This is a genomic window from Paenibacillus sp. RS8 (assembly GCF_041956825.1).
Taxonomy (GTDB): Bacteria; Bacillota; Bacilli; order Paenibacillales; family Paenibacillaceae; genus Paenibacillus_AQ.
In genome coordinates, this window is record NZ_CP168131.1 from 4,246,811 (window position 1) to 4,269,675 (window position 22,865).

A 22,865-nucleotide genomic window follows, 5' to 3' on the forward strand; every position below is an offset into this window, starting at 1 on the left:
GAGAATGTTTCCTTTTTTTATGTTTAAATTATTAGGAATTTTAAGCCTCGGAATGGTCGTTTATCCTAGCGATCTTTAATTTTTACATATCATTCTGGAGTTTTTCAACTTTATGAAACCGCTTTTATAGCGCAGAATTAAAGATAGTTAAAGGGGCAAGGAAATAAGAACGAAAGGGAATTACGGGGATTGTTTGGGGATAGAGAAGGGGGATGTAGAATAGTGTCTGCATTTTTCAAAAGCTTAAATAAGGATAAAGTGCTGTGGTTTATGGTATTACCAGGGACAATATGGTTCCTAATCTTTTGTTACTTACCTATGTTTGGAACGATCATTGCCTTTAAGGATTTCAAGATTCACCGGGATGGATTTTTTGCAAGCGTTTTAAATAGTAAGTGGGTTGGACTTGAAAATTTCAATTTTCTGTTCTCAACAGAAGACGCCTATCTTATTACAAGAAATACGATTCTTTATAACTTGGCTTTGATCTCTCTCGGTCTTGTTCTTGCGGTGGGCATTGCGATCACCTTGAATGAACTTGTGAACAAACGGATGGCCAAAGCGTATCAAACGGCGATGTTTATGCCTTACTTCCTTTCTTGGGTTATTATTAGTTTCTTTACGTTCAGTTTCCTAAGTGTAGATAAAGGGATCTTGAACCAAGTGATTGTGTACTTCGGAGGCGATCCTGTTTCCTGGTATGGGGATACTCGCTTTTGGCCATATATCCTTATTTTCATGGGGATATGGAAATCTATCGGATATTCGAGTGTGGTTTACTTAGCAGCTATAGCGGGGATCGATAAGTCCTACTATGAAGCAGCTATGATTGATGGGGCTAGCAAATGGCAGCAAATTAAGTTTATTACGCTTCCTCTGCTTAAACCTTTAATGGTTACGCTTACTATTCTAGCGATTGGTGGTATTTTTAGATCGGACTTCGGGTTGTTCTATCAAATTCCTCGAGATTCCGGTGTTCTATACTCCGTAACGAATGTTATCGATACTTATATTTATCGAAGCATGAGTACGACAGGAAATCTAGGAATGAGTACAGCAGCTGGTTTATATCAATCGATCGTTGGATTTATCATGGTGCTTGTAACGAACTCCATTGTGAGAAAGATCAGCAAAGAAAACGCGATATTCTAGAAAGGAGTCATTGACGTTATGGAAGTATTTAAACGTAAGCATAAGGAAATCGACAACAACGCCATTACTCCTTTTTGGAATGTGGTACTCAATATTGTGATTGGAATCTTCGCCTTTACTTGTGTGTTTCCGTTCTTGTTTGTTATAGCTATTTCTTTTACGGATGAGAAAGTCCTTGCTTTAAATGGATTCAGCTTAATTCCAGAAAAATTTAGTTTGGCGGCGTATCAGTTTGTTTTTAACACAGGTGATCAGTTGTTTCGGTCCTTTGGTGTTACCTTAGTGGTTACTGTACTAGGTACGCTCATTAGTTTGTTTCTAATTACAACTTACGCCTATGTTCTTTCTCGAAGATCATTTCGCTATCGTAATTTCTTCAGCTTCTTTGCCTTCTTTACGATGTTATTCTCAGGCGGAATGGTTCCGAACTATATTGTGGCTACGCAGTTTTTACACTTGTACAACACGATTTGGGCTTTGATCTTACCAATCGCAATGAATGCATTCTTTATTCTAGTAATGCGGACCTTCTTCCAGACCACCGTACCTGATGCGCTAATTGAGGCAGCAAAAATAGACGGTTCAGGGGAGTTTCGGACATTCTTACAAATTGTACTTCCGATCTCTTTGCCGGGGATTGCAACGATTGGACTGTTCTGTACGCTGGGTTATTGGAATGATTGGTTTAATGCGCTGCTGTATATTGATGATGCGAGTCTTGTGCCGCTCCAAGCGATGCTGATGCGAATTCAGAATAATATGGAGTTTGTCATTCAGAACAGTATGCAGATGGGATCAAGCTTTGAGATTGCTGCGACCTTGCCGACAGAAACGGTTCGAATGGCGATGGTTGTACTGGCAACCTTGCCTATAGCACTAGCGTATCCGTTCTTCCAAAAGTATTTCGTACAAGGCTTAACCGTAGGTTCTTTGAAAGAGTAACACTACTAAGATGTATTTATTCGAGTCGCTAATATAGGAAACGATATAAATAAAAAGTAAATTAATCTAAAGGGGGAAAATAGAAATGAAAGCGAAAAAAAGTTTAACGCTCGCTCTTGTAGGAACAATGCTTTTGTCTGGCCTTCTTGCTGGATGTGGTTCGAATAATAATACAAATGCTGCTAAAGAAACAAACAATTCAGCGGCAGCGGGGAATTCAGCAGGGAATTCATCGGAATTAAAGCCGTATGAGCTGAAGATGTATTTAATTGGTGGACCTCAAAAGGATCTGGATCTTGTATTAAAAGAGGTTAACAAATATACCAAAGAAAAAATTAATGCGACGTTGAACATTACGATGTTCGATTGGGGTGATTACGATAAGAAGATGCAGGTCATCACCGCTTCTGGTGAGCCTTATGATATTGCCTTTACCTCTTCTTGGACAAATGATTTCCGCCGTAACGCAGCGAACGGTACCTTCTTGGGACTGAATGATCTGCTAGATAAGTATGGAAAGGAAACGAAAGAAGTTTTGGACCCACGTTTCTTAGAAGGCACTAAGATTAAAGGTGAAATCTATGGTGTGCCTGTAAACAAGGAGCTTGGACAGCAATGGGTATGGCGCTTCAATAAAAAATATGTTGATAAATACAACATGGACATTTCTAATATTCGTACATTGGATGATCTAGAGCCACTTCTTAAAACGATTAAAGAGAATGAGCCTGCGGATATTACACCGCTAGCTGTTCCTAAAGGCTTTAAACCATTTATGCCATTTGACTATGTACTAGGTGATGAGTTACCTATCGGGGTCTATATGGATTCCACAGATGGCAAGGTTGTTAATATTCTGGAGACACCTGAACTCGCAACATCGTTAGATACGATGCGTAGACTTTATACAGCAGGTTACTTACGCCCAGACGTTGCAACACTTGAAGGTATCGATAACATTAAGACCGGTAAATGGTTTGCCGATCGCGAAATTACACAGCCTTATGCAGAAAAAGGTTGGTCTCGTTCAGCGGGTTATGAAATTGTAACTTCGCCTATGCATGAGCCTTATGTGTATACACAGTCCGCCGCAGGTTCGATGCACGCGATTTCCGTAACCTCAGGTGATCCTGAACGGGCTATGATGTTCTTGAATCTTTTGAACACAGATAAGTACTTACGCAATTTGCTCAACTATGGTATTGAAGGCACTCATTATAAGAAAATCTCCGACAATGTCATTGAAGATCTGCCAGCTATGCAAGATAGCTATGCTATGCCAGGCTTCACGCTTGGAAATATGTTACTGACTTATCTGCATGCTGATGACCCTGCTGATAAATGGGATGCTTTCAAGAAGTTTAATGATTCGTCTAAAGAAGCCCCTACCTTCGGTTTTGCATTTGATCCTACACCTGTAAAAACTGAAGTAGCGGCCATCAACAACGTAACTAAAGAATTTATGCCAGCTCTATACACAGGTTCTGTTGATCCTAAAACATATCTGCCAAAAGCAACCAAGAAATTTAAAGAAGCTGGACTGGAAAAAGTCATTGCTGAAGTTCAAAAGCAGCTTGATGAGTGGAACCAGACAAAGAAATAAGGCTTTGAACTTTACAACACGCCTACGATTAATCACTAAAGGATAGCACAAATAGGATTAGTGGAGACGGGCAGCTATGCTGCCCGTCTCTCTATCTATACTCATTTTTATCAAGAGGAGTGAGGATATGGAACAATTCAGACTGCCAGCCATCTCTATGCCGAAGCTGCCACTGCCACAAGCGATTCAAGAAGTATTAAATGAAGCAGAGGAGAAATTAGCTCATCGGCCTAAACTATTACAGCTCTTCAAGAACTGCTTCCCGAATACACTTGAGACAACGACTAAACTCATGGATGATGGAACAACATTCATCATTACTGGTGATATCCCTGCTTCTTGGTTGCGTGACTCTGTGGAACAGGTTATGCACTACGTGCCATTTGCGAAGAATGATCCAGATCTTCAACGTATCATTAGCGGTCTAATTAAACGTCATATTCAGTATATACATATTGATCCGTATGCTAATGCGTTTAATGAAACAGCGAATGACTGGCATTGGAGCACTAGCGATATTACGGAAATGTCCCCTTGGGTGTGGGAACGTAAATTCGAGATCGATTCGCTCTGTTTTTCCATGCGTCTGGCTTATGCCTATTGGAAAGAAACGGGGAAGGCTGATATCTTCGACGCTGGATTTAAGGAAGCAATGGTCAAAATATACAACTTATTTAGAACAGAGCAACGCCATGCTGAATTATCTCCTTACCGCTTTATGCGTAATAACGGGATACCTGAAGATACGTTACGCAACAACGGCCTTGGTATGCCTGTTAATTATACGGGTATGGTCTGGTCCGGGTTCCGATCAAGCGATGATGCGTGCGACTTCCATTACAATATCCCGGGGAATATGTTCGCCGTTGTTGCCTTACGTCATATGCAGGAATTCGCAGAATGGGTATTCCGTGATCTTGAATTTCTAAAAGACCTTAAAGCATTAGAAGCGGACATTGATCATGGAATCAAGCTATATGGTATTTATCGTCATCCGAAATTTGGACCCATCTACGCCTATGAGACCGACGGCTACGGCAACTACTGCTTGATGGATGATGCGGGAACACCGGGACTCATGTCGATTCCTTATCTCGGCTATGTTACGGCAGAGGATGAGATTTATCAGAATACACGCCGATTTGCGCTGAGCCAGGAGAATCCTTTTTACTTTGAAGGAACAGCAGCGAAAGGAATTGGCAGTCCACATACTCCGAAAGATTATATTTGGCATATGGCATTGTCTATGCAAGGTATGACGGCTTCCACGAAGGAAGAGAAGCTGGAGATGCTTGCGATGCTAGAGGCAACGGATGCGGGGACTGGTTTTATGCATGAAGGATTTCATGTCGATGACCCGAATATATTCACTAGAAAATGGTTCGCCTGGTCCAATAGTCTGTTCTCCCAACTAGTCTATAAATCGATGAAGGAAGGACTACTATGAGCAGGCCTGTAATTATATTCTATGATTCAGATTTTCCGATTTCGAATTCGATTCCTAGCGATGCGATTGTATCCATGCGTGAGTTCGGTACGATCGTGAATGCGAATCAGCTTGCAGCAACGCTTAAGGAAACCGAAGGCGGATGTTTCATTAATTTGCATGCACCCTATTTTCCAAAAGCGGCATGGATAGACATTCATGGATATTTGCAAAGAGGTGGTGGGCTGATCAGCATCGGAGGTGCCCCCTTCAAACAACCCGTTCGCTGGCAAAATGAACAATGGCATATTGAAGCGGAGCAGACCTCTTATCATCAAGAGCTATATATTCATGAGGCATTACGTGTTGAGTGTTCTCGCAATCAATCCTTGCTAGCATCGGATGTTATTCCTCTGCTTAAGGGTCAAGAAGCTCTTTTTCTAGCGAGTGCAGAGACATGGAACCTTGTGCCACATACGACGAAGACGAGTGATTTACCCCATCAAATGGGGTCAGCAGGGCCAATGAGCACAAGGATTTACCCGCTTTTGAAGGGAATTACACATGAGGGCCGGGAAACTGCTGCTCCAGTAGTTCTTTGGGAGAATACGATTGGTTTATTTGCAGGCTCACGCTGGCTGTTCGTAAATACGGCTGCAACGGATTCTTTATGGAAGGACGAAGGGCTGTCCGCGATATCCAAGTGGGCTCTGTTCTGCTGCAAGGGTGTTACAGAGATGTGGATTAAGCCCAATTACGCATCTTATGAGTCTGGTGAACGTGCTTCTCTGACACTGCAGATTCAGCAGCTTGAGAGGGCAAAACCTTCAATAAGTAATGAAGAAACATGGAATTTTACAATTCATGTTGAGCATGAATCAGATTCGTCCTTACACTGGTCTCAGGAATTAAAGTTGAAGGCTAATGCTGAGCTTAACATCGTTCGGGTGCCTATTCCTCTGGAAATTAGGAGTGGTCTGTTCCAAGTGGTCTGCGAAGCGGAAGCCAGTGATGGTGAGGTCCGCATTCTACGTCAAGGGTTCTGGGGGCATGCCCCTGAACTTCTGGCAGCAGGTGAACCGATAACAAGTGGAAGAGATTATTTCATAAAAGATGGGCGTCCGCTACCTGTTGTGGGGATGACTTATATGACGAGTGATGTGGCACGGAAATTTCTATTTCTGCCGAACGTTGGGGTATGGGATCGCGATATGGGGCAAATGCGGAAGGCAGGGATTAACTGGATCCGAACAGGAATCTGGACTGCTTATCGTAATGTGATGCAAGATGACGGTCATGTTTCAGAAGAGGTACTGCGAGCGATAGATGCCTTTATCATGACAGCGAAGAAGCATGATCTGCAGGTAACCTTTACGTTCTTCTCCTTCACACCGGAAACATGGGGAGGGGTAAATCCTTATTTGGACCCACAAAGTGTAGAAGCACAGAAGCGGTTCATTCGTTCTATTGTATCTCGTCATAAAGCGTCTTCGAATGTAGATTGGGATCTTATTAATGAACCGTCAATGTTTGACCCGGCACGTATTTTCTCGGAGGGTCCGAGTGCATGTCATGATCGTTTTGAGCAACAAGCTTTTGTAGAATGGCTTCAACATAGACATGGTGAGATCGAAGTGCTACAGGAACGCTGGAATATGACACCTGCACAGCTTCCGAACTTTGCATCGGCAAGGCTGCCAGAAGCAAAAGAGATAAACTTCGATGTGCAGGATATGCACAGCGCTAAAAGTGGGACGCGTTGGCTTGATTATTGCTTGTTCTCCATGGATATGCATAACCGATGGGTGAAGCAGTTATATGACACCATTAAGGAGCAATGTCCAGATCAGATGGTTACGGTTGGGCAGGATGAAGGGCTGGGAGCGCAGCGTCCTTCACCGTTTTTCTATGAAGAAGCGGTAGATTACACCACTGTACATTCCTGGTGGTTTAACGATTATCTGTTGTGGGATGGCATCTTTGCCAAAACTCCCAATAAGCCAAACTTAATTCAGGAGACTGGCGTCATGTATGTAGAAACTCCTGATGGACGAGCCAAACGTTCAGAGCTAGAGCTGCGAAATCTTCTTGAACGCAAATATGCCTATGCGTTTGGAACTGCTGGTGCGGGGGCCATACATTGGATCTGGAATACCAACTTCTATATGGATAATGCGAATGAGTCCCATATTGGGGCATTAAGAGCAGATGGAACCGAAAAACCAGAGGCGGATGTCTCCTATGATTTTGGAAAGTTTATAGAAGGCATTCGTGACGTATTTGGAGATAGGAAGCTGGAAGAGATTGCTGTGGTGTATCCGTATTCGAATGATTTCTCTAACCGGAAGCTGGCTTTCGCTGCTACAACAGAGCTTACCCGAGTTCTTTCGTATGATCTAAAGATGCCTTTTAGAGGGGCTTCTGAATACCACCTAGATGATTTGGAGAACCATCCTGTGAGGCTTATTATGCTGCCAAGCGCACATAACTTCGATGATGCAGCGATGGAAAGGTTGTTGCACATCGTTGAAGATACAGGTGCGGTATTACTTGTTACTGGCCCACTTGGTATTGATGCTTATTGGCATTCTTCAGAGCGCTTGAACGATATTCTTGGCAAGCGTGAATTGCGTAATGTGCGCCGTGAAGAAGTGCTTAACCTTCAAGGCCAAGAACTTCCTGTCTCCTTCGGTCACCGCCGGATTGCTGAATTATCGAAGGAAATAATGATTCATGAATCTGCTGGAAGCGGAAGTTCAATTATAGATTCGGTCATTAACATTCCGCTTGGTAAGGGACGGCTCATCTGGAGCCCAGTCCCAGTTGAAATGAGCAGTCGAAGTGAAACTACATCCGCACTGTACCGCTACGCATTGAATGCTGCTCATGTGGAATGTGATTTTGAATGGATTAACGGAGGAGACTTAGCGGGTATTTATGGACGTAAATTGAGCTTTGATAAGGGGGCTCTCTTCACCTTCGTGTCGGAATATGCGCAGGATGCGAAGATCGAGGTGAAAGATTTAGTTACTGGCCGGACCTACACATTCCTGTTGGAACAGGAACGTTCTGTCCTCTTCGCTACGGATACTAAAGGTGATCTGCTAGGCGTGTATCGCCAGCAGGAAGTTGAGATTCATGTATCTTATCCGTATCTACTGCATTAAGTATCTTAGTAGAGAGAATGTATTGCATATAAGGAGGTCTTCACCTTGAAAAGTTCAGATCAATCTATTAAACCTCAGACAGCCCATATCATTTCACATACTCACTGGGACCGGGAATGGTATCTTCCATATGAAAAGCATCATGTACGCCTTGTTAAATTGGTCGATGAATTGCTGGATCGATTGGATGAGGATGGTGAATTTAAAAGTTTTTATCTTGACGGGCAGACGATTATTCTGGAAGATTACCTCCAAGTTCGTCCTGAGAATCAAGAGCGTCTACAGAAACATATAACGGAAGGCCGTCTTCTGATTGGGCCTTGGTATATTCTGCAAGATGCTTTCCTTACGAGCGGAGAAGCAAATGTACGTAATATGCAGATTGGTCATCAGGATTCGAAGCGTTACGGTGAACCTTCTAAGATCGGTTATTTTCCGGACACCTTTGGTCTAGTTGGCCAGACTCCACAATTAATGAAGCAATCGGGCATCAATAATGCCTTTTTTGGAAGAGGGGTAAAGCCGACTGGTTTCAACAATACAGTATCGGACGGAGGATATGAATCTTCCTTCTCCGAGCTGATATGGGAAGGTCCAGATGGATCGAAAGTGCTTGGAATTCTATTTGCGAATTGGTATTCGAACGGAAACGAAGTGCCAGTGAATGAAGCAGAGGCAAAAGAATTCTGGGAGAAAAAGTTAGCAGATGCACGGAAATTCGCATCTACTGGCGAGCTGTTATTCATGAACGGCTGCGATCATCAACCAGCTCAACTGAATTTGCCGGAGGCTATCGAAACTGCGAAGCGGCTCTATCCAGATATGGAGTTTATCCATTCGAACTTTCCTGATTACCTTAAAGCTGTTGATGGTGTAATGGATCACAACAAATTGTCGACCGTAAAGGGAGAACTGCGGAGCCAACATACGGATGGATGGGGGACGTTAGTGAATACCGCATCTGCTCGCGTCTATTTGAAACAGATGAATCAGGAAGGGCAAGTCTTGCTTGAAAAGGTGGCCGAGCCACTCGCTTCATTCGCACATGTATTGGGCAAAGCTTACCCTCATCATTTGTTCACTTATGCCTGGAAGACGCTAATGCAGAATCATCCTCACGACAGCATTTGTGGCTGCAGCGTGGATGAGGTACACCGCGAAATGGTAACCCGGTTTGATAAAAGCCGTCATGTAGCAGAGACCATTGTTGAGGATAGTAAGCGCATGATCGCCGAAGCTGTGGATACGACCGGTTTTGCAGCCTATGGAGAAGAAGTACTTCCCTTAGTAGTCATGAATATGACAGGTTGGAGTCGCACGGGTACAGTGAGCGTAGAAATTGATGCGGCACGTCTATATTTGCGAGAGGGTTTTACTCTAGAAGAAACGGCCAGCCGTATGAAGGATATTGACTTAAACGGTCGTGAATTAGTAGACGATCAAGGGAATCCTATTGCATGCCAGATGAAGGATTTAGGTCTTCAGTTTGGCTATGATTTGCCTGACGATAAGTTCCGCCAGCCCTATATGTGTCGCCGAGTAAGACTTACCTTTGAGGCCGCACAAGTTCCGGCACTGGGTCTTCGTGCATATGCGTGGGTTCGCCGTGCAAACGCAGAGTTGCCTATACCTCCTGAATCTTTGCTTCAAGGGGATCGGGTGCTGGAGAATGAGGCCGTCAAAGTAGTGATCCATGATAATGGTTCATTTACGCTGAGTGACAAAGCCAGTGGCATGAACTACCGGGATCTTGGTGTATATGAGAACACAGGTGATATCGGGAATGAATACATGTATAAACAGCCAGAGGGTGAACAAGCTTTAACGACCAAGGGGCTACAGGCGAACATTTGCGTTCTCGAAAATACACCTTATCGAGCATCTGTGGAAATTAAGCATGACTGGGAGATCCCAGCCTCAGCAGATGAGAAGCTGGATGAGGAACAGCGTGCTCTTGTGTACTACCCAGAACGGAAAGCGCAGCGCAGTAGTGACACAGTCATTCTTAAACTTCGTACCGTAATTAGTCTGGAGCGGGGCGGGAAGGGGCTGCATATCGAAACGACGATAGATAATAAGGCTAAGGACCACCGGATCCGTGCGTTATTTCCGACAGATTTGAACACCGCCACACATCAAGTGGATTCGATGTTCGAGGTTGCGGAGCGGAATATTGAGCCAGCTGCAGAATGGATGAATCCGAGTAACACGCAGCATCAGCAGGCCTTTGTTGATATCAGTAATGAAAAAGCTGGTCTAACCGTCGCTAACTTTGGATTAAATGAATATGAAGTGCTAAGAGACGGTCGTAACACCATTGCGATTACACTACTCCGTAGCGTGGGTGAATTGGGAGACTGGGGTTTGTTCCCAACTCCAGAAGCGCAGTGTCTCGGAGAGCACGTAGTACGTATGGAGCTCATCCCACACACAGGAGATGGTATAACCTCTGGTGCTTTTGCTGAAGCTTATCAATTCCAGATTCCTTGGGTCGTATGTCAGACTGATGTACATGAAGGACCGATTGCTCCGGTGTATACTCCATTCGAATGGGAGAGTCAGGAGCTCGCATTTTCCTCTCTGAAAATGAACGAGCAGACTGGAGACCTATTGCTTCGCTGGTACAACATGAGTCAGCAGAGTACCGATCTGACCATCCGTACGACGATTCCGCAGCAGTATTTCTATAAGACGACAATTCTAGAAGAGAAGAGCGAGCCACTCTCCAATGAGGATAAGGGGAGTGTGTCCTTACCAATTGGTCCATGTGAAATTGTAACGATGGGTATTCGGAGATAGAGTTAACTTGTTTTTGCGTATAATTTAAAAAAAGGACGATATCCAGAGAGTCGAATGACTTTTGAATATCGTCCTTTTTAAGTTTTAAATTTGAGCTTCAAGAAGAAGATTTACTTCGCGTTGATGAACTGAGACGATCAATCTGCTCTTCTAAAACGTTGCTTGCTTTACCTAAAAATTGCGAAATAAGTGCAAGTTCTTCATCCGTATAGGAAGCAGCCAATTTAACCATAGCGGTATGAAGCGGCTGATAGGTGTCAATAACATCCTCTTTATTTTCATACAACGGAACAATAATCACTTTACGTCGATCATTAGGATCATTTTGTCTGCGAACATAGCCGTTTTTTTCGAGTCGATCTATTAATGCTGTAACGCTGCCTGTGGCAAGTCCAGTTAATTTGGACAGTTCTCCAGCAGTGATAGGTCCCTTTTCACGCAAAATATCCACGGATAAGAAATCATTATTGTATAACCCTAGAGAGGCGGCTACGTTCTGCTGATATACCACCGTTCGGGTACCCAGGCCACGCATGAGTAAGGTGAATTGTTCTTGCTCTGGTGTAGGTTGAGCTTGTTCTTGGCTTGACAAAGAATAACGCCCCTTTTAAAATCTGTATATCTCGTCAATCGAGATATTCGATTATGAAGTTATTAGAAAGTATGTTATTTTACAAGTACATTCTATCGAAATCAGTATGCTTTTGCAAAAAGAAAAGTAAAACGGCAGTATTGTGATTGGATAAATTGAGAGGGGAATCGTTGTGAAAGAAGCTATTGTTATTAAAGGTGCACGAGAGAACAATCTAAAGAATGTCTCGCTCACGATTCCAAAGTATAAGCTAGTTGTCCTGACGGGACCTTCGGGATCAGGAAAATCGACGTTAGCGATGGATACACTTCAGCGGGAATGCCAAAGACAGTATTTGGATTCTATGGGCATGACATCAGATACGATCAGCAAACCGAAGGTCGAGTCCATCGTTGGATTGTCCCCATCCATTAGTGTTGGACAGCATGTTACGAATCGTAATCCACGCTCGACAGTCGGGACTGTAACTGACATCTATACGTTTGTCCGGTTTATTTTTTCTAGATTAGGAGAGAGGGTTTGCCCTTCCTGCAGTGGTAGTATTCCACCTTCTTTTGAAGCGAGGGGGCTACTAATAGAGGAAGACGAGGAAATCGATGGCCAGTCGATGGGCTGTCTGCATTGTGGAGCTGAGCTTGAGAAACTGGGTATGTCACACTTTTCCTTCAATAAGCCGGAAGGGGCTTGTGAAGCTTGTGGTGGACTTGGGTCTGTGGCGACTATTAATGAAGCAGCGGTATTTAATCCTGAGCTTAGTATGAAAGAGGGGGGAGTAGCCTCTCTGAATGGCGTTCATCGGGATATACAGATGAGGATATTAGTAGCGGCGGGAAAACATTTTGGATTTGAGTTTGACCCGGATCTGCCGTTGAAGGACTATAGTGAGATACAGCGTGATTTGTTGTACTACGGCGTGGATAATGAGGCATTTAAACGTCATTTCCCTAATATTAAGCCAATCCAAGGAACTAAATTTGAAGGCGTTATACCGGGTTTGTGGCGGCGTTATAAGGAGAAGGAAGGGGAATCCGGTGGGCAGGAGAAAGGTGGAGGATTTTTTCATGAGCAGCAATGCCCGGAATGCCTTGGTGCTCGTCTGAAAAAAGAAGTTCGTCTAGTGCAAGTAGCTGGTGCTTCGATAACGGAAGTATCAGATTGGTCATTAAGCGATGTATATGAGTGGACGAAAGGGCTGGAGGCGGCTTTGCCTGCTGAAGGGCTTCATCTGCTAGAACCGATCTTACATGATATGCCTACTAGACTAAAGCGGATTATCGATGTTGGTCTGGGTTATCTTTCGATGAACCGGCAGACAGTGTCTCTATCAGGTGGGGAAGCACAGCGGCTGCGTCTAGCATCACTGCTGGGTTCAGGGCTGACCGGTGTGTTATACATTCTGGATGAACCGACGACAGGTCTTCATCCTCGGGATACGGTTGGCCTTATTCGTGTGCTTCAGGAGCTGCGGGATCTGGGGAACACCGTGCTCGTTATTGAACATGATATTGAGATGATGCGTGCTGCGGATCATATTATTGATATGGGTCCGGGTGCTGGATTGCATGGTGGAACCGTTGTGGGTGAAGGTAGCTTGGAAGACTTGATGGCAAGTGAGCTTTCAGTTACTGGAGCTTATCTCAGAGAAGAGCGTCTTGAAGCTCCCGGACGCGTTCGCCGGAAAGGGAACGGAAGGCAGATCACCATCCGGCAGGCACAGTACCGGAACATTGATATTCCGGAAGTCTCCATCCCGCTGGGCTGTCTTGTATCGGTAACAGGGGTTTCGGGTTCAGGTAAATCTACACTTATATTTGATATCCTTGCACAAGGAAGTACTAAAGAACATGAGCAAACAGGCTGTAAGGAGATTACGGGTCTAGATGAGGTCGGAAACATGGTGATCTTTGACCAATCACCCATGGGTAGAATGCAGCGTTCGAATGTGGCGACCTATACCGACGTATTTACACATCTGCGTCAGTTATTTGCGGCTTTGCCGGAGGCGAAGAAAAGAAAACTGACCTCCAAACACTTCTCCTTTAATACACCGGGTGGACGGTGCGAAACCTGTCAGGGACTGGGTGTATTGTCCGTAGACATGAACTTTCTGCCTGATCTAGAAGTGAAGTGTCACGACTGCAAAGGCAGAAGGTTTACGGATGAGGTCTTGCAGGTGAAATATGATGGTTTCTCTATTTCAGATCTATTGGACATGTCTATACAGGAAAGCTTACCGGTCCTTAACTCGGAGGCCAAAATGACCGGTATTATTGAGACGTTATGTGAGGTGGGTCTTGGGTACCTTAAATGGGGACAATCTGTCAAAACCTTATCAGGCGGCGAGGGACAACGGATCAGGCTGGCCAAAGAGCTGAGCAAACCATCTAAGAATCACACGCTGTATCTGCTCGACGAACCAACGACAGGTCTTCACCCGTCAGACATCAAGAAACTCCATACCTTATTGAGTAGATTGGTGGATACGGGAAATACGGTAGTTGTTGTGGAGCATAGCCTAGAGCTGATTCGGGAGTCTGACTGGGTGATTGACATTGGCCCTGAAGGGGGGACAGTCGGAGGTAAGCTTGTAGCTGAAGGCACACCGGAGCAGGTCGCAGAAGTGCTGGAATCTTATACGGGGATGTTCTTGAAACGAATTCTGGCTGAAGGGCTTTAATAAAAATAGGTGAGAACAGACAATGTTCTCACCTTTATTAATTTAAACACATCTTAATAATCTAAAAGGCGTCCATGATCATGCCATTGACCAAACATTTTATTATCTTTAGTATTTGTTATAAATTTATCTAATTTACTCTTAAATAATTCTGGTTGATGTTTATTGCTTTGTATTGTGTCGATCCGGACTCTTCTATAAAGAGCTGGAAAGGCTAAGAAATTTTCGTATATTTGCTGTTCCTCTTTTAGCCTTTCTTCTATAACCTTATCGATTAAAAAAGAATCAGGGTCCATATCAGGAAGCACCCTTCTTCCTTCAGCCGTCATTAATCCCAGCTTTTCGAGGCGGCGGACGCGCTCTTTATTCAACTCCGTCCAAGAGCTTCGTTTGCTTCTGGGAGACAGTCGCTGCGCCAGTTCCGTTTCGGAAATTTTCTTTTTCACACCATCGATCCATCCATAGCACAAACATTCCTCTACCACGTCTAAATATAGCAATGTTTCTGGGTTTGGCGTCATACTTGCGAGTACCCAACAAGATTTTTCAGTCATACAATTCTCCTGCAGCCAACCCCGTAAATCCGCTCTCGTTTTTACTAGAATTAGATTTTCTATCTCCATAATTAAAATACAATGTCCTTCCCAGGCGTGGAGCATATTGCCCATTAGTGATTAAATAGCTTCCGTAGGCACCTGATACCAAAATAAGGAGTAGTCATTCATGGTGGAAGCGTGACCTAACTGACGTAACATAGTAGATATATTACCTCTATGATAAGTCCCGTGATTGACGGCATGCAACACAATTTCTGATAGACGTGTTTGGCGGATTCCGGCGAATGGATTGTCAAGCAGAATGGTTTGCTCCAAATCGGATTGGTTTTGTAACCATTCTTTATATAGTTCCGATAGCTGGGTAAAGATATTAGCGTATTCATCCACAGAACTTAGAATGCGCATATTTAGCGGGATAGTTTTTTGAAAAGCCTCAGGCATACCAGTGCCTGTTAAAACAAGATACCACATCGTATCAACTGCATAGATATGACTAAGAGCATGAGCGATGGTGGGAAAAGAGTTGTTCACTTCTTGACTCAGCACAGAGGGAGAGAGTTCCCCGATTCTCCCTAAGATGGTATGGTTCGCCCAAGTGTTGTAATTAAACATTTCTACCGGATAATTGGTCATTCGAATAATCTCCTTTTGAGTTGTGATAGGTTATTTTGTAGCTGTTGTTAATATAAAAGAAGAAGTATGACAGCAGACTGTCATACTTCTTCATAAAGTTTCAGGGTATTTTGCAGCTGCTTTTTTAAGATACCTCGCAGTGCAAGAGGCTCTAGGACTTCGGCGCCGCTGCCGAAGCTTAGGAGAATTGACCAAAGCCAGCGGGCTTCCAATGGTCTATACACTGGAATGCGCATCGTCATACTTTCATCGGTATGAAATTCCTTATCCATTTGGTGAAACTGATCCAGCGCTTCTGCCAAAGCCTCGGGTCGCACCCGGATTACCACTTCCTCAACCTGATCTATCCTGTTTGAACAATCCGCCTCGATAGGTACCTCATGTTGTGATTGAAAGGTATCTTGAGTCAGAATTAAATTCATCATTCGCGATAACCGGAACTCTCGATATTCCTGACGTGCCCGGCAATAACCGTAGATGTACCAGTTGCTATATTTAAAATGAAGCTTTACTGGTTCTATATCACGGGTTGTGCGTTCATTTTTTACATTGATGTAATCAAAACGGACGATCATTCGTTCCGTAATAGCCGTACGTAAAAGAGAAAGTGCGTCGGGATCCATACGGCGGGTCTCAAAGTCCACAGCTAGACTAGAAGTCTGTTGCTCCGTTCCAATCGTTTGCAACCGTTCAATGGTTCCTTGCGCATGCTCGTCTTCGAACACGGAAGAAAGGCTGTTCAGCACGGTAATCAGAGAAGTGACATCATAAGAACGGAGCAGGCTTTTATCCATTTTATATCCGTCCATGATGCCATATCCGCCTTTAGTTCCCTGATACGATACGACCGGGATACCGGCGGCACAAATGACATCGATATCTCTATAGATAGTTCTCTGGGATACTTGAAACTCTTCAGCCAGCTTGGAGGCAGATAAAACTTCGTGGTTCAACAGCTTGTAGATCATAGAGATCAATCGTTCCAATTTCATTTGTGCATTCCCACCCATTAGTCCTTTTCGTGTTACTGCATGATTATAGCATAGATTTTTTCATGCTAGTTTTGGGAGTGGGGATTATTGTAGTGACGTATTGGGGACAAATGTGTGAAGCTTACAGAAAATTAGATTGACAAAATATGGATTAAAGAGTTATCTTGTGAATATAAAATAAAATTATTCATAAAACCATCAAAAGCGAGATGACTTGTATGCCCAAGAAATTCACGGACCAAGAAAAAGAATGGATCAAACATAAATTGTTGACAGAAGGCCGCCGCTGTTTTGAAATACATGGCATTAAGAAAACAAGCGTTGAAGAATTAACGAAAGCTGCCGGGATTGCGCAAGGTTCGTTCTATATGTTTTTTGGATCGAAAGAGGAATTGTTCTATCACATATTGCTTGAAGAGGAACAACGAATTCGTAGTGCAATGTTCGATTCATTTAGCGTTGGCGTACCTTTTGGCAAGGAAGAGATCAGATTATTTTTACTGAAATCTTTCCGCATGATGGAAGAAAGTCCGATCGTACGTCAGATGTTCGTAAGGAGCGAAATGGAGCAGTTATTAAGAAAGTTACCAAATGAGTTGTTGGAGCAAAATTTTACAGAGGATAAAGACTTTTTTGTCCCTTTCATTAAATCCTGGCAGGCTGAAGGAATCATGGCTGGGATCGACCCGGAATTAATCGTGAGTATGATTCGCTCCATAGTCCTTCTGACTCTGCATAAGGAAGAGATTGGGGATGAACGATATCAGGCAACGATAGAGCTTTTGATCGGGGTTCTGGCTGAGGGGATGACTTCCTTGAAGAACAATAAGATTGGGGGAGCATGAAATGATCGAAGTGAAGGAGCTTCATTTTACCTACCCAAAAATAAAGGAACCAACCCTTAGTGGACTGAATTTTTCCATAACTCCAGGAGAAGTATTTGGCTTTCTCGGTCCTTCGGGAGCAGGTAAAAGCACAACACAAAAAATCCTAATAGGCGTCTTAAAGAATTATTTGGGTAGCGTTAAAGTAATGGGCAAAGAAATAAGAAATACCGGACCGGAGTATTTTGAGCAAATAGGGGTAGCTTTTGAGTTTCCAAATTTCTATTCGAAGTTTACTGCGCTGGAAAATTTGCAATTATTTCGGTCTTTGTATTCAGGGAGAACAGCGGAACCAGGACTTCTGTTAGAGCAAGTAAATCTCACAGAAGCGGCTAATCTGAAGGTCTCCCAGCTATCGAAGGGAATGAAGATGAGACTGAATTTCTGCAGAGCACTCTTAAATAACCCACAAATTCTATTTCTGGATGAACCCACTTCAGGGCTGGACCCCGTTAACGCTAAGAGAATGAAGGATTTAATTCTGGAAAAGAAGGCAACCGGAACAACAGTCATCATAACAACACACAATATGCAGGCCGCGGAGGAGCTCTGCGATAGAGTCGCTTTTATTGTAGACGGTCAGATTAAGTTGATTGATTCTCCTCGTGAGCTTAAGCTTCTAAATGGAAAAAAGCGAGTGCGGCTGGAATATCGCCTTCATAATGAAGTTAGAAATGAGGAATTCTCACTTGCTGATATAGGGGAGAACGAATATTTCTTAAAGCTTGTCCGTGAGCACCCAATAGAAACCATTCATTCGCTGGAGGCGTCTTTGGAACAAATATTCATTGACGTTACTGGGAGGCAGTTAACATGAGATTCAGATCTGCGTTTGCCTTTGATATCCGGTTTCAATGGCGGCATGGGTTTTATTGGATCTACATCATTATCTGTACGTTCTATCTGGTATTGCTACATCTTATTCCTAATCATTATCGGGAACAAACGATGCTGTTATTGACCTTTAGCGATCCGAGTGCCTTGGGGCTTATTCTGGCTGGTGGGATTGTGCTGCTGGAAAGAGACCAGGGTATCCTTGATCCTTTATTCGTTACTCCGATTCGTGTTAGGGAATATTTACTTTCAAAAGCCTGCTCATTATCTGTACTGTCCCTCTTAGCCGCATGGGTTATTCATGCAGCAGCGAGTGGAGTTCCGCAATCCCCGATAGGATTTTCTATTGGAATCATTTTAACGTCAAGCTTTATGACGCTATTGTCGATTGGAGTAGTGGCTCGTTGCCAGACGATTAATGGTTTCATTTTACTCTCACAAGTATTCGTACTACCTTTCATACTGCCGTTACTTGGTTATTTTAAGATATGGAACTCCAATGTTTTTCTATTATTACCTACAGAAGGAACACTTCGCTTGTTGAGTTCGGAAACCTCAGCTATGTCACTTGGCAATTACATGTACTCCATATCGATATTACTGCTCTGGAATGTTGTGATATATGTCTGGGCAAAAAGGTCCTTCGAGCAACATGTAATGATGCGCATAGGCAAGGGAGGAGTCAAGAGATGAAGAAGTATCATACGCTTTTTCTAAGCGATATCCGTCATGCTGGGTTGGACCCGGTGCTTATGGTCGGCATCTTTGCTCCTTTAGCACTTTTAGTCGTCTCAAGATTTGGATTTCCAATAGCGGCAGAGTGGCTTACAAACGGTTATGCTTTCGATTTAAATGAATACAGTAGCTTTGCTGCGATTTTTTTAGTAATGACCTTTCCCATGCTGACCGGTATGATGACAGGTCTTTTAATGCTTGATGAACGTGATGAGAACATCATCTCTTATTACGCGGTTACGCCATTAATGCGTAAGGGGTACATGGTGTATCGTCTAGTTCTTCCATCTGTACTTTGTACACTTCTATCATTGGTGTATTTTATAGTTTCAGGCTTATCTAACTTCCAATTGGAGCATATATACATTCTTTTATTATTAGCAATTGAAGCCCCTTGCTTTGCTTTATTTCTTGCTTCTTTTGCTGCAAATAAGGTAGAAGGCTTAGCTTTATCTAAGATAGGTGGTTTGTTTATAGCAGGGCCAATCGTAGCGTATTTTATTCCATCACCATGGCAATTTGCAGGTGCGTGGATTCCTACGTATTGGCCTGCTAAGTTGTTTTTTGCTATAGAAGATGCTAGTAGTTTTAGTGTGATTGCATGCTTTATGGTGGGACTTATATTTCATTTGAGTCTTCTGAGTATCTTGGTCAGGATTTTTATTAAAAGAATCGATTGAATTATTTACAAATCAGATCCGCAGTCTTGTTTGATAACTCATTAACAGAAATAATAGCGTCATTCTTTTTCACAGGAGGGGTCCAATATTCCTCATTTCCGGGCAGATCATCAAACCATTCTGCATCCTTAGGGCAATCTAGAATCATGAACTTTCCGTATTCCTGATCTCTGGATTGATGATATTTAAGATAGGCTTTTCCGTTATCAATGGCGAGAATTTCTATCTTTCCGGAGGTGTGTGACATGGATAGGCGTACTCTTTTGCCAAGTCCTGAGGTTCTGGCTTTGGCTTCTTCTACAATTTGATAGACTTGCTCAAGAGGTAATACAAAATCTCGGTTTCCGGCAACGGGACGATTCACGAAGAAGTAGTAAGGTGTTACGCCAGCCCATGAGAGTCGGTCTAATAATTCTCCCAATATAACTGGATCATCATTGATGCCTTTAAGGACGGGGGTCTGATTTACGACAATTGCCCCAGCGTTGTGGAGGGCTTTAAATGCTTTTTTGGCTTCAGGTGTGATTTCACGAGGATGATTGATATGCGCCATAACATAAATTCGCTTGTCTTCGGTAGAGTAAGTACGAATCAGCTCCAGCAGCTCTTCGTCTTCCGAGATCCGCATCGGATTAAATACGGGAATCTTCGAACCTAATCTGATAATCTTGACATGCTCAATGCTTCTTAAGTTTTCAATAATGGATCTTAGCTTTGGTGTGGAGAGAATTAAACTGTCACCGCCCGTAAGAAGAACGTTGTTAATCTCAGGGTGGTTTGCAATATACTCCAGACCCGGAGAGACATCAGACATCGCTTCTTTCACGTCATTTCGGAACAGGCGTTTACGGAAGCAGTAGCGGCAATAGGCTCCGCAGACCTCGGATACAATCAGTAATGCTGTTGTTTTATACTTGTGCTGACATCCCGGCACCACATAATTCGTGTCTTCATCCGAAGCATCCCAACGTCCATATTCCAGCAGTTCACCTTCGTTAGGGATAACCAGTTTACGAATGGGATCATCTGGATCGTCCCAGTTGATTAAAGACAGATAGTAGTCATTCACACGAAAAACAAATTTGTCCGTGATTTCTTTCAAGTTCTCTTTTTCCAGATCAGACAACATAGCAATTTTGTGAATATCCGTGATGTACTTTACCTTTTGCACTTACATCTCTCCTTTGTCCCTTTGTGTGAGAAAAGAGGAAGCCTTAGTGTCAAAGGCCAATCTACTGCCAGCAGGGTCCAAAAAAACACAAAAAGAGACCCTTAGCAAGGGTCTCTGGTTATGTAAATAACATGAAAAGCAGACCCATCCACTGCTGACGAGGTTAGCTGACGGACTCGGGTAAGATGGTACCCTACATTCTAATGCTCAATGATTCGCCCCAATTAACTGGTTCCCCCGCTTTTCAACTGTAAAAGTTGGAAATTAAGCGTAGGTAAAGTATACCCCATGAAGTTTTGAAAAGTCAAAAGGGAATCCTAGATTCACCTTCAATTACTAGGGGTGCTTCCACCGAGCAGTTTAGGTAGCAGCGTTAGCAGCTTTTCCCGAGTTAACGCATCACTAGAGTTCCATTTGCTTCCGTCGAGCAGATAAACATGTCCCTGACGTACTGCCGGAAGACTTTTCCAAAGTGAACTGTCTAGTAGTAGTTCCATAGCAGCCCGTGAGTCTGGACGCTCAGGAATGAGCATGAAGATATGATCTCCAGTATAAGCAGGTAATCGCGCTGGATCAACTTCAGCGAACCCTAATTCTTCATCCAGTATGGCTTGAATCTCCTCTGTCGGTTGTAGACCACATGGTGCATAAAGCGCTGTGGAGAATCCGGACATTCCCATAGCATACAGATGATTTCCGTGGTCATAGACCAAAGCAGAGGCAGTCTCTCCGGCTTGGAGACTGGTCTCGTAAAGCTGCTGCCACATGGCAGCGTTTTTGATTGTAAATGACTCCAGCCACGCTTCGGCTTCGCGTTGTTTACCGAGCCAGCTGCCTAGTGTTCGCATTCGACTTTCGAGTGGCGCAAAGGAATCAAAGGTGAGTGTCGGGGCGATGCCGGAAACGGTCCTATAGGCTCTTTCATCACTATTGGCCAAAATAATCAAATCTGGATTAAGTGAAGCGGTCAGCTGCGGGTCCAGCGGGAAACCAACATTGGCGAGCTTTTTAAGCCGATGTTTATAGACGCTGTTCCGCACGAATGCTTCATCTCCTCCGATGGGCTTCACGCCTAGTGCGAGAAGGTCGCCAAGTGTCTCTCCATGATAGACAATGCGTCTCGCTTGCTCTGGAATCTCCACTTCATGGCCTGTCCAATCTTTGACGGTAAGCTTACGACCTCGCTGATGCGCATATTGTCCGGGGGTAACTCCGGTTTTTTGCCGAAAGCGGCGGCTGAAATAATATTCATCGGAGAAGCCTACCAGTCTGGCAATTTCACGCAGCGGTTCCGTCGATTCCTGCAGGAAGCGCTTGGAATGACTAATGCGCAGATCGGTCAGGTACTCAAGTGGCTTTTTGCCGGTAAGCTGTTGAAAGATCGGTGTATACTGCCAGAACGATATCCCCGCAAGCTCAGCCAACTGCTTCACGCTGATGCTCTCTGTATAATGCTCCTCTATGAATTGTATAGTCATTTCTACGGATTCTGTGGGACTTGGTAGATGCTTGGAAGGATAATTATGCTCAAAAAATAGCAGCATTAATTCCTGGAATTTCAATTGTCGCTTGAATTGCTGCACATCATCGAAGCTATTCTTGTTCATAAGCAAATCTTCCACAAGACGGATTACCTTAGTGAACGGGTGGACAATTAATTCGCGTCTGCCTGAAAGTAGTTCGCCAGAATAACGTTCTGGATGCTCTTTTGTATAAATTGCTGAAAAGGTGATGAGATAATAATACATGGTCATTTCCTGATTGCTCGTACAATAGGAGATTCCGGGAGCTAGTAGATAACATTTATCTGTACTCAGCGTCACGCTCTGATCATCGAGGTTCAGTTGCCCGTTCCCCCCGGTAAATACGAGAAGGGTGTAGTCATGAGTTGTACGTGATACAGGGCTTGAATCGGCAGCTTGAAGTATCAGTTCGGCATCCATCAGCTGAAACAGCAGGGAGTGGAGCGGGGGGCAGGACGATGATGTTTGCAGCATAGGTTCAGCCTCCGTTTTTTTGGT

General features: G+C 43.8%; 17 protein-coding genes and 1 riboswitch. Of the genes, 11 read left to right on the plus strand and 6 right to left on the minus strand.

Going from position 1 to position 22,865, the window contains the following annotated elements:
* The first annotated feature begins 270 nt into the window (after positions 1-270).
* From ACDZ28_RS20050 to ACDZ28_RS20075, 6 genes are all read left to right on the plus strand, one after another.
* Positions 271-1,152: a sugar ABC transporter permease gene (locus tag ACDZ28_RS20050; protein ID WP_042132076.1), complete on the plus strand. Its 882-nt coding sequence runs from the start codon at positions 271-273 to the stop codon at positions 1,150-1,152.
* 18 nt (positions 1,153-1,170) lie between these two features.
* The gene (locus ACDZ28_RS20055; protein WP_042126475.1) at positions 1,171-2,094 is read left to right on the plus strand and encodes a carbohydrate ABC transporter permease; all 924 of its coding nucleotides are present in this window, start codon (positions 1,171-1,173) and stop codon (positions 2,092-2,094) included.
* A gap of 85 nt (positions 2,095-2,179) precedes the next feature.
* Complete coding sequence (locus ACDZ28_RS20060) at positions 2,180-3,697, plus strand: ABC transporter substrate-binding protein (protein ID WP_042126477.1); 1,518 nt, start codon at positions 2,180-2,182, stop codon at positions 3,695-3,697.
* Between the two features lie 127 nt (positions 3,698-3,824).
* A complete protein-coding gene (locus tag ACDZ28_RS20065) occupies positions 3,825-5,144 on the plus strand; it encodes a glycoside hydrolase family 125 protein (RefSeq protein ID WP_339290389.1) in 1,320 nt (439 codons plus the stop codon).
* Positions 5,141-8,290, plus strand: coding sequence for a beta-galactosidase (locus ACDZ28_RS20070; RefSeq protein ID WP_375102593.1), 3,150 nt, complete (start codon positions 5,141-5,143; stop codon positions 8,288-8,290). The genes ACDZ28_RS20065 and ACDZ28_RS20070 overlap by 4 nt, the downstream gene beginning before the upstream one ends.
* Positions 8,291-8,335: 45 nt before the next feature.
* Positions 8,336-11,089: an alpha-mannosidase gene (locus ACDZ28_RS20075; protein WP_339290393.1), complete on the plus strand. Its 2,754-nt coding sequence runs from the start codon at positions 8,336-8,338 to the stop codon at positions 11,087-11,089.
* Positions 11,090-11,186: 97 nt separating this feature from the next.
* On the opposite strand, the gene ACDZ28_RS20080 is transcribed toward ACDZ28_RS20075, so the two are convergent.
* A complete protein-coding gene (locus ACDZ28_RS20080; protein ID WP_170880226.1) occupies positions 11,187-11,624 on the minus strand; it encodes a MarR family transcriptional regulator in 438 nt (145 codons plus the stop codon).
* A 229-nt stretch (positions 11,625-11,853) separates the two neighbouring features.
* Between ACDZ28_RS20080 and uvrA the strand changes: the two genes are divergently transcribed.
* Positions 11,854-14,358 (plus strand): excinuclease ABC subunit UvrA, encoded by a 2,505-nt coding sequence (gene uvrA, locus ACDZ28_RS20085; RefSeq protein ID WP_375102594.1) that lies wholly within the window; start codon positions 11,854-11,856, stop codon positions 14,356-14,358.
* A 53-nt stretch (positions 14,359-14,411) separates the two neighbouring features.
* Here uvrA and ACDZ28_RS20090 read toward each other — a convergent pair whose 3' ends face one another.
* From ACDZ28_RS20090 to ACDZ28_RS20100, 3 genes are all read right to left on the minus strand, one after another.
* The gene (locus ACDZ28_RS20090; RefSeq protein WP_076117431.1) at positions 14,412-14,981 is read right to left on the minus strand and encodes a YdeI family protein; all 570 of its coding nucleotides are present in this window, start codon (positions 14,979-14,981) and stop codon (positions 14,412-14,414) included.
* Positions 14,982-15,032: 51 nt separating this feature from the next.
* A complete protein-coding gene (locus ACDZ28_RS20095; RefSeq protein ID WP_042126489.1) occupies positions 15,033-15,548 on the minus strand; it encodes a DinB family protein in 516 nt (171 codons plus the stop codon).
* Between the two features lie 80 nt (positions 15,549-15,628).
* Complete coding sequence (locus ACDZ28_RS20100; protein ID WP_375102595.1) at positions 15,629-16,540, minus strand: helix-turn-helix transcriptional regulator; 912 nt, start codon at positions 16,538-16,540, stop codon at positions 15,629-15,631.
* Between the two features lie 218 nt (positions 16,541-16,758).
* Between ACDZ28_RS20100 and ACDZ28_RS20105 the strand changes: the two genes are divergently transcribed.
* The 4 genes from ACDZ28_RS20105 to ACDZ28_RS20120 are packed head-to-tail and all read left to right on the plus strand — an operon-like array spanning position 16,759 to position 19,673.
* The gene (locus tag ACDZ28_RS20105; RefSeq protein WP_341112020.1) at positions 16,759-17,385 is read left to right on the plus strand and encodes a TetR/AcrR family transcriptional regulator; all 627 of its coding nucleotides are present in this window, start codon (positions 16,759-16,761) and stop codon (positions 17,383-17,385) included.
* Between the two features lies 1 nt (position 17,386).
* Complete coding sequence (locus tag ACDZ28_RS20110; RefSeq protein WP_375102596.1) at positions 17,387-18,241, plus strand: ABC transporter ATP-binding protein; 855 nt, start codon at positions 17,387-17,389, stop codon at positions 18,239-18,241.
* Positions 18,238-18,951 carry an ABC transporter permease gene (locus ACDZ28_RS20115; protein WP_375102597.1) on the plus strand — a complete coding sequence of 238 codons (714 nt, stop codon included), beginning with the start codon at positions 18,238-18,240 and terminating at the stop codon, positions 18,949-18,951. The genes ACDZ28_RS20110 and ACDZ28_RS20115 overlap by 4 nt, the downstream gene beginning before the upstream one ends.
* On the plus strand, positions 18,948-19,673 hold the full coding sequence (locus tag ACDZ28_RS20120; protein WP_375102598.1) for a hypothetical protein: 726 nt from the start codon (positions 18,948-18,950) through the stop codon (positions 19,671-19,673). Before ACDZ28_RS20115 ends, ACDZ28_RS20120 begins: the two co-directional genes overlap by 4 nt.
* A gap of 1 nt (position 19,674) precedes the next feature.
* Here the strand turns inward: ACDZ28_RS20120 and ACDZ28_RS20125 are convergent, their stop codons facing one another.
* Positions 19,675-20,844 carry a KamA family radical SAM protein gene (locus tag ACDZ28_RS20125; protein ID WP_375102599.1) on the minus strand — a complete coding sequence of 390 codons (1,170 nt, stop codon included), beginning with the start codon at positions 20,842-20,844 and terminating at the stop codon, positions 19,675-19,677.
* A gap of 139 nt (positions 20,845-20,983) precedes the next feature.
* Positions 20,984-21,125: riboswitch (cyclic di-AMP (ydaO/yuaA leader) on the minus strand.
* A gap of 48 nt (positions 21,126-21,173) precedes the next feature.
* Positions 21,174-22,841 (minus strand): helix-turn-helix domain-containing protein, encoded by a 1,668-nt coding sequence (locus ACDZ28_RS20130; RefSeq protein WP_375102600.1) that lies wholly within the window; start codon positions 22,839-22,841, stop codon positions 21,174-21,176.
* Between the last annotated feature and the right edge of the window lie 24 nt (positions 22,842-22,865).

Coding starts and splice junctions, on each gene's coding strand:
- ACDZ28_RS20050 (WP_042132076.1), top strand. CDS start 271: ATGGTATTACCAGGGACAATATGGTTCCTAATCTTTTGTTACTTACCT.
- ACDZ28_RS20055 (WP_042126475.1), top strand. CDS start 1,171: ATGGAAGTATTTAAACGTAAGCATAAGGAAATCGACAACAACGCCATT.
- ACDZ28_RS20060 (WP_042126477.1), top strand. CDS start 2,180: ATGAAAGCGAAAAAAAGTTTAACGCTCGCTCTTGTAGGAACAATGCTT.
- ACDZ28_RS20065 (WP_339290389.1), top strand. CDS start 3,825: ATGGAACAATTCAGACTGCCAGCCATCTCTATGCCGAAGCTGCCACTG.
- ACDZ28_RS20070 (WP_375102593.1), top strand. CDS start 5,141: ATGAGCAGGCCTGTAATTATATTCTATGATTCAGATTTTCCGATTTCG.
- ACDZ28_RS20080 (WP_170880226.1), bottom strand. CDS start 11,624: ATGCGTGGCCTGGGTACCCGAACGGTGGTATATCAGCAGAACGTAGCC.
- ACDZ28_RS20090 (WP_076117431.1), bottom strand. CDS start 14,981: ATGGAGATAGAAAATCTAATTCTAGTAAAAACGAGAGCGGATTTACGG.
- ACDZ28_RS20095 (WP_042126489.1), bottom strand. CDS start 15,548: ATGACCAATTATCCGGTAGAAATGTTTAATTACAACACTTGGGCGAAC.
- ACDZ28_RS20100 (WP_375102595.1), bottom strand. CDS start 16,540: ATGAAATTGGAACGATTGATCTCTATGATCTACAAGCTGTTGAACCAC.
- ACDZ28_RS20105 (WP_341112020.1), top strand. CDS start 16,759: ATGCCCAAGAAATTCACGGACCAAGAAAAAGAATGGATCAAACATAAA.
- ACDZ28_RS20110 (WP_375102596.1), top strand. CDS start 17,387: ATGATCGAAGTGAAGGAGCTTCATTTTACCTACCCAAAAATAAAGGAA.
- ACDZ28_RS20115 (WP_375102597.1), top strand. CDS start 18,238: ATGAGATTCAGATCTGCGTTTGCCTTTGATATCCGGTTTCAATGGCGG.
- ACDZ28_RS20120 (WP_375102598.1), top strand. CDS start 18,948: ATGAAGAAGTATCATACGCTTTTTCTAAGCGATATCCGTCATGCTGGG.
- ACDZ28_RS20130 (WP_375102600.1), bottom strand. CDS start 22,841: ATGCTGCAAACATCATCGTCCTGCCCCCCGCTCCACTCCCTGCTGTTT.